General features: G+C 64.2%; 16 protein-coding genes. 6 read left to right on the top strand and 10 right to left on the bottom strand.

Features of this window, described 5'->3' with window-relative positions; all coding sequences use genetic code 11:
- Positions 1-52 precede the first annotated feature (52 nt).
- The 3 genes from CXY71_RS12675 to CXY71_RS12665 all read left to right on the top strand — a co-directional run bounded on the left by CXY71_RS12675 (position 53) and on the right by CXY71_RS12665 (position 2,482).
- Positions 53-1,102, top strand: a complete 1,050-nt coding sequence (locus CXY71_RS12675; RefSeq protein WP_104135965.1) for a zinc-dependent alcohol dehydrogenase family protein — start codon at positions 53-55, stop codon at positions 1,100-1,102.
- Between the two features lie 22 nt (positions 1,103-1,124).
- Positions 1,125-1,622, top strand: coding sequence for a hypothetical protein (locus CXY71_RS12670; protein ID WP_104135964.1), 498 nt, complete (start codon positions 1,125-1,127; stop codon positions 1,620-1,622).
- Positions 1,623-1,807: 185 nt separating this feature from the next.
- Positions 1,808-2,482: a hypothetical protein gene (locus CXY71_RS12665; protein WP_104135963.1), complete on the top strand. Its 675-nt coding sequence runs from the start codon at positions 1,808-1,810 to the stop codon at positions 2,480-2,482.
- A 9-nt stretch (positions 2,483-2,491) separates the two neighbouring features.
- Here the strand turns inward: CXY71_RS12665 and CXY71_RS12660 are convergent, their stop codons facing one another.
- From CXY71_RS12660 to CXY71_RS12620, 10 genes are all read right to left on the bottom strand, one after another.
- Positions 2,492-4,177, bottom strand: coding sequence for a long-chain-fatty-acid--CoA ligase (locus CXY71_RS12660; RefSeq protein WP_104135962.1), 1,686 nt, complete (start codon positions 4,175-4,177; stop codon positions 2,492-2,494).
- Positions 4,174-5,238 (bottom strand): low specificity L-threonine aldolase, encoded by a 1,065-nt coding sequence (locus CXY71_RS12655; protein WP_233198503.1) that lies wholly within the window; start codon positions 5,236-5,238, stop codon positions 4,174-4,176. The genes CXY71_RS12660 and CXY71_RS12655 overlap by 4 nt, the downstream gene beginning before the upstream one ends.
- Before the next feature lie 49 nt (positions 5,239-5,287).
- A complete protein-coding gene (locus tag CXY71_RS12650; protein ID WP_104135960.1) occupies positions 5,288-6,400 on the bottom strand; it encodes an ABC transporter permease in 1,113 nt (370 codons plus the stop codon).
- Complete coding sequence (locus CXY71_RS12645) at positions 6,397-7,281, bottom strand: ABC transporter ATP-binding protein (RefSeq protein ID WP_104135959.1); 885 nt, start codon at positions 7,279-7,281, stop codon at positions 6,397-6,399. Before CXY71_RS12645 ends, CXY71_RS12650 begins: the two co-directional genes overlap by 4 nt.
- A gap of 98 nt (positions 7,282-7,379) precedes the next feature.
- Positions 7,380-8,075 carry a response regulator transcription factor gene (locus tag CXY71_RS12640; protein ID WP_104135958.1) on the bottom strand — a complete coding sequence of 232 codons (696 nt, stop codon included), beginning with the start codon at positions 8,073-8,075 and terminating at the stop codon, positions 7,380-7,382.
- Positions 8,072-9,391 (bottom strand): sensor histidine kinase, encoded by a 1,320-nt coding sequence (locus CXY71_RS12635; protein WP_104135957.1) that lies wholly within the window; start codon positions 9,389-9,391, stop codon positions 8,072-8,074. Before CXY71_RS12635 ends, CXY71_RS12640 begins: the two co-directional genes overlap by 4 nt.
- A gap of 154 nt (positions 9,392-9,545) precedes the next feature.
- Positions 9,546-10,205, bottom strand: a complete 660-nt coding sequence (locus tag CXY71_RS12630; RefSeq protein WP_104135956.1) for an SDR family NAD(P)-dependent oxidoreductase — start codon at positions 10,203-10,205, stop codon at positions 9,546-9,548.
- On the bottom strand, positions 10,205-11,605 hold the full coding sequence (locus CXY71_RS12625) for a DUF6421 family protein (RefSeq protein ID WP_104135955.1): 1,401 nt from the start codon (positions 11,603-11,605) through the stop codon (positions 10,205-10,207). The genes CXY71_RS12630 and CXY71_RS12625 overlap by 1 nt, the downstream gene beginning before the upstream one ends.
- A gap of 215 nt (positions 11,606-11,820) precedes the next feature.
- Positions 11,821-11,955 carry a hypothetical protein gene (locus CXY71_RS22380; protein ID WP_255411408.1) on the bottom strand — a complete coding sequence of 45 codons (135 nt, stop codon included), beginning with the start codon at positions 11,953-11,955 and terminating at the stop codon, positions 11,821-11,823.
- Between the two features lie 161 nt (positions 11,956-12,116).
- A complete protein-coding gene (locus CXY71_RS12620) occupies positions 12,117-12,911 on the bottom strand; it encodes a Fic family protein (protein WP_233204620.1) in 795 nt (264 codons plus the stop codon).
- Between the two features lie 23 nt (positions 12,912-12,934).
- Between CXY71_RS12620 and CXY71_RS22670 the strand changes: the two genes are divergently transcribed.
- The 3 genes from CXY71_RS22670 to CXY71_RS12605 all read left to right on the top strand — a co-directional run bounded on the left by CXY71_RS22670 (position 12,935) and on the right by CXY71_RS12605 (position 15,281).
- Positions 12,935-13,186 (top strand): nucleotidyltransferase family protein, encoded by a 252-nt coding sequence (locus tag CXY71_RS22670; RefSeq protein ID WP_104135954.1) that lies wholly within the window; start codon positions 12,935-12,937, stop codon positions 13,184-13,186.
- Between the two features lie 279 nt (positions 13,187-13,465).
- Positions 13,466-14,464, top strand: a complete 999-nt coding sequence (locus CXY71_RS12610) for an acetamidase/formamidase family protein (RefSeq protein ID WP_104135953.1) — start codon at positions 13,466-13,468, stop codon at positions 14,462-14,464.
- 55 nt (positions 14,465-14,519) lie between these two features.
- Positions 14,520-15,281, top strand: coding sequence for an SDR family NAD(P)-dependent oxidoreductase (locus CXY71_RS12605; protein ID WP_104135952.1), 762 nt, complete (start codon positions 14,520-14,522; stop codon positions 15,279-15,281).
- Positions 15,282-15,298: the final 17 nt, after the last annotated feature.

Here is a 15,298-nt window from a genome sequence, read left to right as displayed (position 1 = left end):
GCGAATGCAGGTGAGGGGGGAGACACCCAGAGTCGCGGGTTAGGGTTTAGCAATGCTTGCTACTGTGATTTATGGTGAACGCGATGTTCGCCTCGAAGAAGTTCCTGAACCCGTACTCTCGACCGGTGGCGATGCCATTGTTCGCGTCGTCGCGGCCTGCGTCTGCGGGTCCGACCTCTGGTCCTACCGCGGAATCACACCGACCAAGAAACCGCACCGTATCGGCCACGAATTCGTCGGTATCGTCGAAGCCGTCGGTCCGGATGTGTCGACCATCAAGGTCGGCGAGTTCGTCATTGCCCCGTTCTACGACTGCGACGGCACCTGCGCGAACTGCCAGAATGGCGTGAGCACCTCCTGCCTTAACGGCGGCTGGTGGGGAGCGGATGACCAGCTCGGCGGCTTCGCCGACGGCGCCCAGGGCGAGCGCGTTCGCGTGCCGCACGCCGACGGTTCGCTCGTTGCCACACCGACCGTTCCAAACGATGACCTCGTGCCGAGTCTGCTCACCCTCGCCGATGTCATGGGCACCGGACATCACGCTGCCGTCTCGGCCGGCGTGACGCCCGGTAGCAACGTGGTCGTCGTCGGTGACGGAGCCGTTGGGCTGTGCGCCATCCTGGCCAGCAAGCGCCTCGGTGCGAGCCGCATCGTCGCCATGTCCCGTCACGCGGATCGTCAGGCTCTCGCCCGCGAATTCGGTGCGACCGATGTCATCGAAGCGCGCGGCGACGCGGGTGTTGCCGCCGTGCAGGCCCTGTTCGACGGGATCGGCGCGGACTTCGTACTGGAGTGCGTCGGCACCCAGGAATCGATGGACCAGGCCATTCGCTCTGCTCGTCCCGGCGGAATGGTCGGCTATGTCGGCGTGCCCAACGGCGGCGCCGAGCTGCCCATCCGCACCCTGTTCGGAACGAACGTGGGCGTGAACGGTGGCGTGGCATCCGTTCGCAGCTATGTTGAGGAGCTGCTGCCCGAGGTGCTCTCGGGCCAGATCAACCCCGGCCGCGTCTTCGACGTGCAGCTGCCCCTCGCCGAGGTAGCCGAGGCCTACGCCGCGATGGACGAGCGCCGGGCCATCAAAGTTCTCCTCCGCCCCTAAGCCCGGCAGGAGACCGACAGCTGTGAATCAGCCAATTCTGTGGGGAAGCCTGCTGGCCGTCGTGGTAGCCAGCGGAGTACTGCGGCTCGTGCTGGGTCGCCCGGTACTGCGTGGCCGTTCCGTGCGCGTGGGCTGGGCGGCGGCTGCCCTCGCGTTCGTGAGCGGGCTGCTGCTCGTGTTCCACTGTGCGGCGATGTTCTTTGGCCCGTGGGTCGACGCGGTTCCGTTTCTGCAGGTGCCAGCTGACTCGGTGCGCGCAATGGGCGTGGGAAGTGAAATCGCCTATTGGATTCCCGCTGCGGCCTTGATCTTCGCCTGGCGGCGAGTGTGGTGGCCGGCTCTGGCGGCTCTGGTCATCACCCTGGCGGGTGTGGGAGTGACCATGTACTGGCCGTACCCGCTCGTGGTGCACCTCGCGTGGCTCACGGCAGTGATTATCGTCGGATCGTCGATCCCGACGTTTCTGCTCCGTGGGCCGCGCGCTGCGCAACCGGAGGGGCTAGTCGTTCGCGAGAAGTAGTTCGTCCTGCTCCGGCGTGAGATTGAACGCGGCAGCGATGGCGGCGCCGTCGAATGCGCTTATCTGGTGCGTGTGTAGTCCCGCGTGCTGGGCCTGAATCGACAGATGGGGTGCAACAATTTAGGGTACGCATGATTCCACCTAAGGTGTCATTAGGTAACAGAACGAAGACCCGAGGTGGAACCGTGAAGCAGCACACCAGTGCGCGTCCTTTCGGAGTGCTGGCGGCAACGACCGCGTTGGTGGTGTCCATGACCGGCTGCAGCGCCTACTTTCCGGCGGACGTGACGTCGACGGCATCCGTTTCGAGTCCCCAACCGGTGGCTTGCAGTCCGCAAGATGCGCAACTGACCTGGCATCCGCTGCAGGACGCGGAGCTAGGCGCCCTCGGCTACCGGACACTGAACGTAGCACCGGACGGAATGCAAGACCATGTTGATACCGAGTTCGACTATGCGCCCACTGTGACCAGTGATGAACTTCTTGCCCCGGCCTATTTTGAACCTCCGTGGCTTGACTTTCTGATGGGCGAATTCGGCCGAACCGGCCAGGTAGGTGCTTTTACGGGTGAGCTGAGCGATTTCTTCGATTCTGCGAAACCGTCCGATCCCCAGATCGGTGTCTACATCATGGGGTTTCAGACCGGCCAAGTCAGCGTTCCCTTCGACCTCACCTGTGCCGGTGAGGAGGTTGGCTCCGGTCTGCTGACGACGAGTGCGAGTCCGTTGATGAGCTCCATGGTGTTCTGTGGCGAGGAAAATGGCGAGGAAAGTGGCGAGGAAAGTGGCGAGGAAACCAGTGCGTCCGCCATCGACGAGGACTTTCTCGTGCAACTCCGCTCGTACTGCCCCGCGAGTTAGCCGCGCAGCCTACTTGCCCTGCAGTCGGTTGCGCACCTCGCGACGCAGCACCTTGCCGAGCAGGCTGCGCGGCAGGTCATCGACCTCGACGATGCGGCGTGGCACCTTGTAGGCGGAGAGCCGGGTGCGGCAGTATTCGCGCACCGCGCTCACATCGAGTTCCGCGCCGGGAGTCAGCACGACCACGGCCACAACGTCCTCGCCGCCGTTCGCGCTTGGCAGGCCGACCGCAGCAGCATCGACGATGTCGGGGTGCGAGAGCAGTGCTCCTTCGACCTCAGACGGCGACACGTTGAAACCGCCGGTGATGATGAGTTCCTTCATGCGGTCGACGACCGTGATGAAGCCGTCGGCGGAGACCCGCACGATATCGCCGGTACGCAGCCAGCCGCCGGGCAGCAGCACCTGGGCGGTCTCGCTCGGGCGGTCCCAATAGCCCGAGAATACCTGGGGACCGGCGACGAGCAGCTCGCCCTCCTCCTCGAAGCCGCGCTCGATCGTCGGGTCCTCCGGGTCGACCACGCGAATGTCGGTGCTCGGAAACGGCACCCCGACCGTTCCGGGGCGTCGGGTCGGGCCGATCGGGTTGCCGGCCACGATCGGCGACGCTTCGGTCATGCCGTAGCCCTCGACCAGCAGCCCGCCGGTCGCCTTCTCCCAGCGTTCCACGATCGACACCGGCAGGTTCATGGCACCAGAAATAGCAAAGTGGATGCCCGCCAGACTCACCTTCTTCTTCGCTGCGGCCGTGACCAGGCGGTCGTAGATCGGGGGCACCGCCGGCAAAAAAGTGGGCGGAGCGTGCCGGGCTGCGTCGAGCACGAGCTTCTCGTCGAACTTCGGAAACAGCACAAGGCGCGCGCCGATGCTCATGGCGAAGGTAAGGCAGAGCGTGAGGCCATAGGCGTGGAACATGGGCAGCACGCCGTACACGGTTTCCTCTCCGGGCCGTAGGCCCGCCACCCAGGCGGAGCCCTGCGCGGCGTTGGCGCGCAGGTTATAGTGGCTCAAAATGGCGCCCTTGGGGGTGCCGGTCGTGCCGCTCGTGTATTGCAAAACGGCAGTGTCCCCGAGCAGCGGGCGCTGGTGCGACGCATGCAGCCTGCGCGTTCCAACGATGGAGTGCCAGCTGATCGCGCCCTTTCCGGGGCCGGCGGTGAGGGAGGCGCGAGCGTCCCTGGCCTTCTTGATCGGCAGCTTGAGGGCCAGCCGTTTCGAGAACGGCATGGCGCGGGTGAGGTCGATGGTGACGACATCCGTTACGCCCATGTCTTTGGGAAAAGCACGGACGGCGTCGTAGACCTTGTCCCAGACGATCGCGACCTTCGCGCCGTGGTCTTCAAATTGGTGGCGCAGCTCGCGGTCGGTGTAGAGCGGATTGTGCTCGACCACGATGGCGCCGAGGCGCAGAACCGCGTAGAACGCGACGACGTGCTGCGGGCAGTTCGGCAGTACGAGGGCCACCCGGTCGCCCGGGCTCACGCCGAGTTTGCGCAGACCATTGGCAGCTCGGGAGATTTGCTCGCCGAGCTCCTCAAAGGTGGTCGTGGCACCGAAGAAATCCAACGCGATGTTAAGCGCGAACCGCTCGACCGAGGCCTCGATCATGTCGGTAAGGGTTTCGGCAGTCTCATCGATGGTGTCGGGAACGCCGGGAGCGTAGGAGGCGAGCCACGGCTGATCCTTGAAAGTCATGACAGTTCTCGGGTGATGGCGACGATGAACTGGTCGATATCGTCCTCGGTCGTGTCGAAGCCGCACATCCAGCGCACCTCGTTCCTGGCGGCGTCCCAATCGTAAAAGCGAAAGGAATCGCGCAGGCGGTCGGCGACACCGTCGGGCAGAGTGGCGAAGATTGCGTTGGCCTGGGTTGCCTGGCTAAAGGTCAGGCCGGTGATCGTGCCCTGGGCGAGTTCGGTTTCAAGCGCGCCGCGCAGCCGGGCGGCCATCGCATTGGCGTGGCTGGCGTTTCGCAACCACAGGTCGCCGTCGAGTAGCGCGATCAGCTGCGCCGACACAAAACGCATCTTGCTGGAGAGCTGCATGTTTGACTTGCGCAGAAATTTCAGACCGGTGGATGCTGCCGGGTTCAGTACCACGATGCACTCACCGAGCATCATGCCGTTCTTGGTGCCGCCGAAGCTGAGCACGTCGACGCCGGCATCGCGGGTGAAGGCGCGGAGCGGCACTCCCAGGCTCGCCGCGGCGTTAGAAATGCGGGCGCCGTCCATGTGCAGCGTCATTCCCTTGGAGTGGGCGTGATCGGCGATCGCGCGCACCTCGTCCACGGTGTACGCAGTGCCAAGCTCCGTGGTTTGAGTGATGGCCACGACGAGCGGCTGGGCGCGGTGCTCATCGCCCCAACCCCAGGCCTCTTGGTCGATCAGTTCGGGGGTGAGCTTGCCGTCGGGGGTGACAACCGGCAGCAGCTTGAAGCCACCAACGTGCTCCGGAGCGCCGCCCTCATCGTTGTGAATGTGGGCGGTGGCCGAGCAGACCACGGCGCCCCAACGCGGCAGCATCGACTGCAGCCCGGTGACGTTGGCGCCGGTGCCATTGAACACCGGGAACGCTTCGACGCCGTCGCCGAACTGTTCGACGAAGACTTCCTGCAGCCTAGCCGTGTAAACGTCTTCGCCGTAGGCAACTTGATGGGCGCCATTGGCCTGGATTATCGCCTCCAGAATTTCCGGATGAATGCCGGAGTAATTGTCGGAAGCGAAACCGCGGGATGTCAGATCATGGAGTTGGGTCACCCCTCCATCTTCTCGCATTCGGCTGGCCGTCTGCACGAAGCGGATGCCGCTACCGGTGCAGTGCCTCGCGCAGGGAGACGCGGGCACCCATGCGCAGCAGCGCGTTGGAGTAGATGCGTGACCCGATGAGAATCACCACGATCGTCGACAGGGCGAGCACGATCAGGGACAACACCGGCTCCCACCATTCGGCCTGGCTCAGGAAGATGCGCACCGGCATTCCGACCGGCGCCGAGAACGGCACGTACGACATGATCGCCAGCACGAGCGGGTTGTCGTTGAAGAAAACCACCATGAAATAGGGGATCATCACGAGGAACAACACCGGCGAGGTTGCCGATCCCACGTCTTCCTGCCGGGACACCATCGACGCCGTCGCCGCGTAAAGGGCGGCGAGCAACACGAACCCGAAGGCGAAGAACACGGCGAACCAGACAATCGCCGGTCCCACATCGGCCAGCAGCACGCGTTGCCCGGTGACCGCCAGACCGATCGAGACCAGCAGGCCGATGGACACGATCTGCGCGAACGCCATCAGGCTGTTGCCGAGAACCTTGCCGGCGAGCAGGGCGCGCACCGAGATGGTCGACATGAGAATCTCGACGATACGGGTCTGCTTCTCTTCCACGACGCTCTGGGCGATGGTGGCGCCGAAGGTAGTGGCCGACATGAGAAAGATGATACCGAAGCCGATGGCCACGAGGTAGGCGAGAAAACCATCCTGTTCGGCCGGTTCGAGAATTTTCACGTCGGGGCTCACGGTGAGCGTGCCGTGAACATCGTTGGGCGCCGAGTCGAGCGTGATCACGGTGATACCGAGCGGGGAATCGGTATTCGTCGACGGCACAACGGCCGCATCGACGCTGCCATCGCGTACGAGGGCCTCGGCGCCTTCGACGCTGGAAGCTTCCACGATGTCGAAGGCTTGCGTCTGCTCGACGACGCTGATCGCGGTGCCGACCACGGCGACCCTGGTCAGGCTCGTGTTCTGGCTCATGATGCTGCCGACGATGACAGAGCCCATCGAAATGAGCAGCAAAATGCCGGTCGCGATCAGGAACGATTTGCTGCGCAATCGCGCCGCAATCTCGCGGTTGGAGACCAGCCAGACGCTCTGGGCGAAGGTGGGCGCGGTGTGTACCGGGCGGGTGGGGTTGCTCATGCGATGACCTCCTTGAAGATGGTGGCGAGACTGGGCCTCTGCTGGCTGAAGGTGTGCACCGCGCCGATCGTGATCGCACGGTGCAGAACAGCCTGGCTGGCGGCATCCGTTTCGGCTTCAAAGACGGCGAAATCGCCGTCGAAGTCGATCACGGTGATGCCGGGCTGTGAGCGGATCCAGCCGGTGTCGCCAGCAGTGCGAATTTCATAGCGCGGGCTGCTGTGCTGCTCGCGCAGGGCCTCGCGGGAGCCGTTCGCGCGAATCTCGCCGTCGGCGATGATGACGAGGTCGTCGCAGAGCCGTTCAACGATGTCAAGCTGGTGCGAGGAGAACAGCACGGGCGCGCCCTGAGCGGCGTAGCCGGCGAGCACGCTCATCACCACCTCCACCGCGAGTGGGTCGAGGCCGGAGAATGGCTCATCGAGCACGAGAAACTCGGGGTCGTGCACGAGAGCTGCGGCGATCTGGGCTCGCTGCTGGTTGCCGAGCGAGAGCGACTCGACGGTGTCACGGGCGCGTTCGGTTAGACCGAGACGCTCAAGTAGATCGTCGGTGTTGCGGCGAGCGGATGCCGGTGTCAGCCCGTGCAGGCGGGCCAGGTAGACAAGCTGCTCGGCGACCTTCATCTTGGGGTAAAGGCCCCGTTCCTCTGGCATGTAGCCAAACCGACGGCGATCGTTCGGGGTGACCGGTACGCCGTCGATGAGAACGATGCCCGCGTTCGGCGATAGCACGCCGAGAATGATGCGCATAGTTGTGGTCTTACCGGCGCCATTCGCGCCGACAAAGCCGGTCATACGGCCGTCCCCGACGGTGAAACTCACGTCGGAGAGCACCTTTCTCGTGCCATAGCTCTTGGTGACTCCCCTGATGTCGAGCATTCCCCGCCCTTTCGTTGTGCGTGTCTTCACGGTAGCGCGGGGTAGCGGTCTGCCACATCCGCCTGGCGGATGAAGCCAGTCTCCGCCTGGCGGTGGAGCTACGCTTCGAGGGCGCCGCCGGGCACAATGACGCGGTGCTCGTAGGCGTAGACCACGGCTTGGATGCGGTCGCGCAGCCCCAGCTTCATCAGCACCTTCGAGACGTGCGATTTCACTGTGGCCTCACCGAGAAAGAGCTGCGCGGCAATTTCAGCGTTAGCCAGCCCTTGGGCGAGCAGCGCAAACACCTCGCACTCGCGTTCGGTCAGCTCATGCAGTGCCTTGGGCGAGGCAGCCGCCAAAACGGACGCCCCGGTCAGGTTCACACACCGCTCAATGACGCGTCGGGTGACGTCGGGGGCCAGCAGGGCATCGCCGCGCGCGAGCACCTGCACGGCCTCGATCAGCGCTTCGGGCGTGGAATTCTTCAGGATGAATCCGCTCGCGCCGTGTTGCAGCGCTGCAAACAGGTAGTCCTCGCGGTCGAAGGTCGTGAGCATGAGCACTGCGGCGTGGATCGAGCGGTCGTCGACGATCGACCCGGTGGCAGTGAGGCCGCCGACGCCGGGCATCTGTACGTCCATGCAGATGACGTCGGGCTGAAGCGTTCGAGCCAGGACGAGCGCGGCGGCGCCATCGGAGGCCTCGCCCACGACGTGAATACCCGGCTCGGACTGCAGAATGACACGAAACCCCGCGCGCACGAGCGCCTGGTCGTCCACGAGCAGCACGCGAATGCCGGCCGGCTCGCTCATACGGTCTCTCGCTTCATGAGCGGGAACCGTGCGCGCACGAGGTAGCCGCCGCGTGGTCGACTGTCGAGGTGCAGTTCGCCGCCAACCGCAGCGACCCGTTCGCGCATGCCACGCTGGCCCAGCCCGGTGGTTTCGGCGCTCGCGCCGCTGGCAACTGCCGCGCCGAATTGTCGCCGGGGGCCGACTCCGTCGTCGGTGATCTCGAGCTCGATGGCATCCGTTTCGTAGCGCAGGCGTAGGTCCGTGCTGACGCCGGGGCCGGCGTGTTTGCGGGTGTTGGTCAGGGCTTCCTGGGCGATGCGGTAGATGCTCAGGCCGATCGTGGCAGGAATCGAGCGTTCCTCGCCCACGATTGACAGGCGTACGGGAACGCCGGCGGTACGGCTCTCGTCGGCGAGTTCGCCGAGCTGAGCGATGCCGCGGGTGCTGCTGCTCTGGTTAGTGGGTTCCGATCCTGGGGCATCGTGGCCACGCAGGGCTCCGAGCATGGTGTGCAACTCGTCGACCGCGCTGCGTGCGCTCTGTTCGATTATGGTGAGCGCGTCGGCCGCCTGCCCGGGGGCACTCGAGAGGATGCGCCGGGCTGCGCCAGCCTGCACGCCCATTACCGACACATGGTGGGCGACGACGTCGTGCAACTCGCGGGCGATGCGTACCCGTTCCAGCGTGATGGCCTGGGCTGCCGTGCGCTCGCGCTCGACGGTGAGCGCGGCGGTGCTGTCCTTCAGGGCGGTGCTGTTGCGGGCGGATTTCCATGCGGATTCGCCGAAATACCAGGCCGCACCGAAATAGACCAGGTTGATCAAGACCTGCAATACTCCGAACGCCGCATAGGGGGAGAAGAACCCCTCGCGGGAGAGATCGGGCATCATGGTGAGCTGGTTGGCCTGCACGATGAGCTGGGCGAATAGCCAGATGAACATGCCGGCAACGATGGTGACCCGCACCCACTTGGCCGCAACGCGGTGGCGGCTCCATGCTCCGACCGCATAGATGGCCAGATAGAGGCAGATGTTGGAGAAGAGCATGTCGCTGGCTTCGAGCATGGCACCGGCGGCGAAGACCACGGAGACGGTGACGGCCACAATCTCGGGCCACCGACGGCGCAGCGCGAGGGGCAGGGTGATGAGCGCGACCCACAGTGCTACTTGCCAGACCGGCGCTTCGGTGAAGACGCCAGCGCTGCGAGTGAGCGACACGCTCAGGGCGGTCGCGGCGGCCAGAACCAGCGTGACCCACAGATCTTTGCGCAGGCTAGGCCCGCTGGGGGTGGGCCTCTGCCACTCGGCGTTGAGGTGGGAGTCTGTGGTGCTCATGACTCCACGCTAGCGTGGGCTGCCGACTTGAGCGGCCGGGCAGGAGCATCCGCACCGATCGTCGCGAGGCCGCCGCCAAAAGCTGCAGGGGAGTGCTTGCGGTTGGCGCGTTCGGCAAACTAGCAGCGCGAGCAGTTTCTAGGCCTCAGGTTTTTCAAGTCTCTGGCGCCAGTACGAGCCGACTGTTATTGACGGATGCCGCCGCCTTGCCCCACAGCCCCGTCACCCGGGTAGCCAGCTCGGTTTCGAGCCCGTCGAGCGAACGTACGACGAAGATTGCAGCCGCGGCGGTGTCGCCGGCTTTTGCAAATCCCGCTCCGACCGCGCGCACCCACGTTTCGGCCGCGGACTTCGCGGCCGCATAATTCGCGCCGCCAGCGGTCGGCCGGTCTACCGACACGCTCGACACGATGGCGAGCCGCCCGGCCGACGAGGCCAGCAAGTCGGCGTTGAAGGCCCGAGTCGTGTTGCGCAGCGTGGTGACCACGTGCGAGTGCAGAAAGTCCCAGTCCTCGTCGGTCTGGCCGGCGAGGCCTCCGCCGCCGCGCCAGCCGCCTACCAGGTGAATCAAGCCGTCGATCGGGCCGGTCGCGCCGGCCAGCGCGGTCACCGCAGCAAAGTCAGTGAGGTCACACTCATAGAGCGCGGCATCGGGCGCGACCCCGAGCACGGACTGGAGACGTTCGAGATTGGAGCCGACGGCGACGACGCGCGCACCGGAATCCGCGAGTAACGACGCAACGGCCAGGCCGGCCGTGCTGGTCGCACCGGCGATCAGCACGGTACGACCAGCGACGGCGCGGCTGGCGCCCATCAGTCCACCGCGCTGCCGGTGATGCCGGCCGTCGAGTCGATGACCGTGCGCATCTTCTTTTCGAGCGCTTCGAAGAACATCGACAGCGGAAATTCGTCGTCGAGAACCTGGTCGGTGTAGCCCTTGGGAGAACCGGCGAGCACCTCGAGCGGCAGCCCGCGGGCCCAGGTCGAAGCCGGATTGGGCGTGAGGGTCTTCGAGATCATCTCGTAGGCCGCGAGCCAGTGCGCCTTCTTCGGTCGGTCGATTGACGCCCAGTACAGCTCGTCGATCTGCGCTCCGAGTGCAATGACCACCTCGGGAACGGCGTCCCAATCGAAGGTGAGGCGGGTGTCGGTCCAGTGCAGCACACCGTGCTGGTGCATCCAGGCGAACAACAGCTGACCGCCGAGGCCGTCATAGTTGCGCACCCGGTTGCCGGTGATCGCGAACCGAAAGATGCGGTCGAAGATGACTGCATACTGCACCAGTTTCGCGTGTTGACGCGCGTCCGGGCTCGCCAGTTCACTGCGCTCGATTGTGACCGATTCGCGAAAAGCGGTCAGGTCGCAGCGCAGCTCTTCGAGTGAATAGAGGAAGAACGGCATGCGCTGCTTGATCATGAACGGGTCGAACGGCAGGTCGCCGCGCATGTGCGTGCGGTCATGGATGAGGTCCCACATCACGAAGGTCTCTTCGGTGAGGTGCTGGTCGTCGAGCAACAGCGCCGCATCCTTCGGTAGCTCAAGCCGCGTGATCTCGGCGGCAGCGCGCACGACGCGGCGGAAGCGGGCGGCTTCGCGGTCGGCGAAAATCGCTCCCCAGGTAAACGTCGGAATCTCGCGCATCGCGACCGTCTCGGGAAAGAGCACGGCCGAATTGGTGTCGTAACCCGGCGTGAAGTCGAGAAAACGAATCGGTACGAACAGCTTGTTCGTGTAGCCCGCCTCCAGTTCGCCGATGAATTCGGGCCAGATGACCTCGATCAGCACGGCCTCGACCAGGCGATTGGCGCTGCCATTCTGCGTGTACATCGGGAACACCACGAGGTGGCGCAGCCCGTTGACGCGATGCTGCTGCGGCTGAAAAGCCATCAGGGAATCGTAGAAGTCGGGCACTCCGAATCCGTCGGAGGCCCAGCGGTCAAAGTCCACGATCAGAGCGTCAAGGTAGGTGGCATCGTGCGTGAACCGTGGCGCCAGGTCGGTAACCGCGGCGGTGATGCGCGAAACGGATGCCGCGGCATCCGCATGCCGCGAGGCGTCGGCAATCGAGCCGTCCTGCGACTGCAGGCCCTGCAGCGAGGTCGCCGCGACCTTGAGGTCAAGCCAGGACGGATGCTGCGCGAGGCCGTCTTCGAGAACCTCGGGCTCTCCGACCAGAGCGTTAGCTACGTGTGTTTTTTCAACAGATATCGACATGGGAACCTCCAGTTCTCGTGAGTGCCGCGGTCGCGGCGGGCGTGCGCACCGAAAAGAATGCTCCTTCAGAATATCGGGCACGGTGCGGCGTTTTCTTGCGATTTTTCGCAACAAATCGTCGCTCGTGCCGGGTTTGGACGCGGAGAATCGACGTTCCGCTCGCGTGCGCGCACTTCATACCGACGTGACCGTGCACCGGAGTGGAGCGTGCATAATCAGGCTCTGATGCGCCTGCCGGGGACGATTTGGGAAACGCGGCCCTTTGTGATGCCGAGGAGGTGTCCGATATCGCGAACCGAATAACCTGCGTCGGCCAGTTCGACGGCGCGTTCGGACGTGTCGGTGACCATCGCCCGAGTTTCGGCCTCCCTCGCGTGTGACTTCTACTGTGTAGCTCACCGGAGTCACCCCTTCCCCAGAACCCCTTCGAGGTCTCGTTCTATCGCGCGGAGCAAGCCAGAGGGGAGGCGTGAGTTCCGCGCGCGATACGTAATGCGAAATCTGAGAGCCCTCAGTTTCCCCAGCGTTGACGACGTGCGCGGGCACCGAAATCGTCCAGCGCGTTCAGTAGTTCTGTCGCCTGCCAGTGGCGATTGCGTCGGCCTGCTGTCGACTGAGACAGGATGCCGGCATCGACGAGCTTTTTGATGGAGGTGTCTGCGGCTGGTTCACTGACTCCGAGCTCGCGGCAGACTATCGCGATGGTTACGATCGGCTGCCGCAGCAGCAAAATTTTTAGACCATGCACAGAGGAGTCGCTGCGCGCTTGTACCGTTGCGTCCCATCCGGCGGTGATCGACGTGATTTCCTTCTCCAGCCTGCGACCGTTTGTGACGGCAGCGAACGCGGCTTCCGTCATCGTCTCGATAATCGGACGCACATCCCCATTGCGATAAGCAGTGAGTGCATCGAAGTAGCCCTTGGTGTCGCCGAGGAGACCGGCGGAGACTGGGACCGTCACGTTTTTGGTGACGCCGCCTGCGCGGAGCATCCCCTGCACCAAGGCGCGCCCGGTGCGATCGTTGCCGTCGGGGAAGGGATGGATGGTTTCGAACTGAGCATGCGCTATCGCGACCTGCGCGATCACAGGGAGATCGCTGCGACGTACGAACTTCATTACGTCATCCATGAATTCGGGGACTCGGTCTTGGTGCGGGGGAATGAACGAGGCGTTGTGCGGAGAAAATGAACCACCGCCGATCCACACTTGCTCATTCCGCCAGCGTCCGACAATCAGGGGATTCGACTTCTCCAACAGCGCACGGTGCATGGTGAGAACGGCTTCGAGGTCTAAGCCGTCGGCCAAAGCGATGGCAGCATCGCAGCAAGATAATCGCTCTGGCCGCCGCTCGCGGGGCTACGAACCTCCGCGTCTTCGGGAGTGCTGCCCGCGGCATCGATACCTCAGAGTCCGATATCGACCTGCTGGCCGACATTGCGCCAAGAACGGGACTGCTCGCGCTGGCTCGATTGGAACGCGAGCTGGGCGACCTGCTCGGAACCAAAGTTGACGTCGTGCCGGCCAGTGGCCTTCGCGAACACCTCCCTGAACGAGTAATGAAAGAGGCCGTGCCACTGTGAGCAGGTCCGATGTCGAGCTCGTGCGGGACGCACTCGATCATATTGACGTACTCAACCGACCACTCTCGAGCAGCGCGCCGCCTACCGCGCCGCGCGGGGCGTGCTCATGGGTGGGACCGACGCTGATGACGGGTATTACGTCATGGGCGGGGTATCCGGTCTGAGCGATTTTCTACTCCCCGCCGCGGATTGAAGCAGGGCGACCGCCGCCAACGCAAGCCATGCAGGTATCGGCATATGGTGACGACGTGGGCATATATCGCCGCGATAGGCTGCATTATGGACTCCCTCGACTTTCGCCCGGATCGCAGCCAGTTCGTGTACACCTTCGGCGGCGCGGCGCCCAGCCACCGGGTGCGGCCAGGGACCCTGCTCAACCTCTGGTCGGAGGACGCGTTCAACCACGCACTGACGAGCGTCAGCGACGTCGCCAGCCACGTGCTCGACTTTCGCTACCTCAACCCGCAGACCGGCCCCTTCTACGTAGAAGGGGCTGAACCGGGCGACACTCTGGCCATTCACATCATTGATCTCACCCCGGCGCGCAGCTGGGGAGCCTCGGCTGCCATCCCCTTCTTTGGCGGCATGACGAGCACCGATCGCACCGCCATGCTGCAACAGGCGCTGCCTGAAGCTACTTGGATCTATGAGGTTGATACGCTGGCTGGCACCGTCGGCTTCCAATCCCGCTTTAGTGATTTTGAGGTAGCACTGCCCCTCGCACCCATGCTCGGCACGGTGGGAGTAGCCCCATCAGGGGGCGAGGTGCGCTCCTCCCTCGTGCCCGAGCGTTTTGGCGGCAACATGGATACCCCCGAGATCAAGCCCGGCACCACCGTCTTTCTCGGTGTAAATGTTGAGGGCGCTCTATTCTCTATCGGCGACGGTCACTACCGGCAGGGCGAGGGTGAGAGCTGCGGCACCGCCGTCGAAGGTGCAATGAACTCCGTCATTCTGGTCGACCTGATCAAGGGCCGCGCTCCGCTATGGCCGCGCCTGGAAACCGACGACTACTGGATGATCGTCGGCTCGTCCCGACCCATGGAAGATTCCTGGCGGATCGCTCAGCTCGAGATGATCCGCTGGCTCAGCGAGCTCTTCGATCTTCACGAAATGGATGCCTACCAACTGCTCAGCCAGACCGCCGAGGCACCCATTGCCAACGTGGTCGACCCCAATTACAGCGTCGTCGTGAAGGTGCGCAAATCGCTATTCCCCACCGTTCACGCTTTCGACGGGATGCACCGCGAGCTGCGCGAGCGGGCCGCCATCCGCTGACCTGCTCCGAGACTTTCTCACTCGCTCCGAACCCGCATCACCGAAAGGACCCACCTTGGATCTGCGCATCGCCCAAAAAACCGCACTCGTCACCGGCGGCACGAAGGGCATCGGGCGCGCGATCGTCGATGCCTTCGTTGCCGAGGGCGCCAACGTCGCCTTCTGTGCCCGCAGTGCAGCGGAAGTCGCCGCTACCGAATCCGAATTCGCCAATGGCCCAGCCACTGTCGTCGGCACGGTGCTCGACGTACGCGACAGCGAGGCTCTGGGGCGATGGGTTGCCGACTCCGCCAAGCGCTTCGGCGGCATCGACATGGTGGTGAGCAACGTGAGCGCCCTGGCCATTCCAGATACGGCGGCCAACTGGACGGACTCGATCGAGGTCGATCTGATGGGAACGGTCAACCTCGTGAAGGCATCGATCCCATTTCTGGAGCAGAGCACCGCGCCGTCGATAGTGGCGTTGTCGAGCGTATCCGGCCGCGAGGTGGACTTCGCGAGCGGTCCGTATGGCACGGTGAAGACGGCCATCATCGGTTACATTGCCGGTGTCGCCTACCAGCTTGCAGCGAAAGGAATCCGTGCAAATACGGTTTCACCGGGCAATACGTACCATGCGGGTGGAGTCTGGGAGAGCCTCGAGACCAGCGATACCGAGTTCTTCACCGAGGCGGTAGGGCTCAACCCGACCGGTCGCATGGGCACGCCGCAGGAGATTGCAGCGAGCGTCGTGTTCCTATCCAGCCCGGTGTCGAGCCGAACAACGGGCGCGAACCTGCTGATCGATGGCGCGCTCACCCGCGGAATCCAATTTTGACTTCCTGAGTTCGTTAC

Source organism: Cryobacterium sp. Y62 (assembly GCF_002929785.1).
Taxonomy (GTDB): domain Bacteria; phylum Actinomycetota; class Actinomycetes; order Actinomycetales; family Microbacteriaceae; genus Cryobacterium.
This window is presented reverse-complemented; position numbering and strand designations above follow the sequence as displayed.

Excerpts from the sequence above, each read along its gene's own strand:
- CXY71_RS12625 (WP_104135955.1), bottom strand. The coding sequence starts at position 11,605 with ATGTCGATATCTGTTGAAAAAACACACGTAGCTAACGCTCTGGTCGGA.
- CXY71_RS12635 (WP_104135957.1), bottom strand. The coding sequence starts at position 9,391 with ATGAGCACCACAGACTCCCACCTCAACGCCGAGTGGCAGAGGCCCACC.
- CXY71_RS12675 (WP_104135965.1), top strand. The coding sequence starts at position 53 with ATGCTTGCTACTGTGATTTATGGTGAACGCGATGTTCGCCTCGAAGAA.
- CXY71_RS12645 (WP_104135959.1), bottom strand. The coding sequence starts at position 7,281 with ATGCTCGACATCAGGGGAGTCACCAAGAGCTATGGCACGAGAAAGGTG.
- CXY71_RS12660 (WP_104135962.1), bottom strand. The coding sequence starts at position 4,177 with ATGACTTTCAAGGATCAGCCGTGGCTCGCCTCCTACGCTCCCGGCGTT.
- CXY71_RS12630 (WP_104135956.1), bottom strand. The coding sequence starts at position 10,205 with ATGGGCGCCAGCCGCGCCGTCGCTGGTCGTACCGTGCTGATCGCCGGT.
- CXY71_RS22380 (WP_255411408.1), bottom strand. The coding sequence starts at position 11,955 with ATGGTCACCGACACGTCCGAACGCGCCGTCGAACTGGCCGACGCAGGT.
- CXY71_RS12640 (WP_104135958.1), bottom strand. The coding sequence starts at position 8,075 with ATGAGCGAGCCGGCCGGCATTCGCGTGCTGCTCGTGGACGACCAGGCG.
- CXY71_RS12610 (WP_104135953.1), top strand. The coding sequence starts at position 13,466 with ATGGACTCCCTCGACTTTCGCCCGGATCGCAGCCAGTTCGTGTACACC.
- CXY71_RS12650 (WP_104135960.1), bottom strand. The coding sequence starts at position 6,400 with ATGAGCAACCCCACCCGCCCGGTACACACCGCGCCCACCTTCGCCCAG.